Annotated in this window: 1 protein-coding gene; it reads right to left on the bottom strand. The window is 38.5% G+C overall.

Features of this window, described 5'->3' with window-relative positions; genetic code table 11:
• Positions 1-140: 140 nt before the first annotated feature.
• Complete coding sequence (locus tag ABJE44_RS11870; protein WP_348110466.1) at positions 141-1,037, bottom strand: histone deacetylase; 897 nt, start codon at positions 1,035-1,037, stop codon at positions 141-143.
• Positions 1,038-1,447 lie beyond the last annotated feature (410 nt).

Genomic DNA, 1,447 nt, shown 5'->3' with positions numbered 1-1,447 from the left:
ATATTAAATTGATTTCACAATAATGTAATTTACTTTCAGTATTTTGTTTGTTTTTCTATTTTTGGTGTGATTTAGAGTGTTTTAGGATGAATTTTAATCTAATTTTGTTTGTTACTTACAGAAATAGACATTTTTGAGAGCTAAATCACACCTGCAGCTTTATAAAGCTGAAGATGAACCTCAACCAAATCGTCGATGTTACGCTGGTATCCTCCTCCAATAACAGCAGCAACAGGTACTCCGCGGCGTTTGCATTCATCAAAAACCAATTTGTCACGTTCGTAAACGCCTTGAGTACTTATTTTCAAGTTCCCCAAATCGTCGGCTTCATGAATATCAACGCCAGCATCGTAAATGACGGCGTCAGGCATCGAAGTATTGAAAGCCACCGCCAGAGCGCACTCTACCGTATGTAAATATTCATCATCAGACATACCTCGCTCTAACGGAAAGTCTAGGTCTGACTGTTGTTTTCTTGTGGGGAAGTTATTCTCGCAATGCAGAGAAACTGTGTATATGGATTCATCTCCAGTGGCCAATAATGCCGTTCCATCACCTTGATGAACATCACAATCAAAGGTTAACACTCTGTCTACCGAATCGTGCTTTAACATATTTTTAGCACTAAGTATGATGTCATTAAAAACGCAGAAGCCCGAACCTAACTCATAAAATGCATGGTGATAGCCGCCGGTTAAGTTTAAAGCTACGCCATGCTTCATTGCCAATTCACTGGTTAAAATGGTTCCACCGACTGCATGTAAAGTCCGCTCAACAAACTGTTCTGACCAAGGCATACCAATACGTCTTACTGCTTTTTGAGAAATAGTGCCGTCTACAAAGCTTTTTACGTAATTAGCATCATGAGTGAAGAGCAGGTCGTCAATATCAACTTTAGACGGTTTAGAAAACCAGTCACCAGAAACACCCTCAGCCGCCAGTCTTTGACGGATCCCACTATATTTTTCAATAGGAAACCTATGTTTTGCTGGTAAGGTTAGTTGGCTATAAATTGGATGAAAAACAAGTGGGATCATTTATATCTTCTTCATGGGGTTAGCTTTTTAGCCTCGTCACTTTTACGTGCTGCGTTTATGCTATTTTGCGCGGCTTTGCCACAAGGTTAAAGGGAATTTAAGGCAAAAAAAAGCCTGATAACAAATCAGGCTTAAAAATGAGAACACACATAAAAACTATATAAATAGACGAGGAATGTCGTTATAAGTTCAAAGAGTTTGAATTTTTTGAGTAGCAAACAAGAATTTCAACGACTCTGACCCTGAGGTATCCCCACGAAATAAGTTGATAAGTCATTGTTATAAAATAATTTGGAACATTCATGGTACTTGGTGATCAGATCAATCGCCAAACATCACTAAAGACCAATACCATGAATGAAATTGTTATTTTGAAGAAGTTCCTTACTGCTGTCACGCCTAAAATGCAT

The sequence above is a fragment of the Paraglaciecola sp. genome, assembly GCF_039942875.1.
In the GTDB taxonomy this organism is placed as follows: Bacteria; Pseudomonadota; Gammaproteobacteria; order Enterobacterales; family Alteromonadaceae; genus Paraglaciecola.
The sequence above is the reverse complement of the archived record's forward strand: the minus strand, read 5'-3'. Positions and strand labels throughout refer to the sequence as shown.

Bases quoted from the DNA above. Each gene is read 5' to 3' on its own strand.
- ABJE44_RS11870 (WP_348110466.1), bottom strand. From the start codon at position 1,037: ATGATCCCACTTGTTTTTCATCCAATTTATAGCCAACTAACCTTACCA.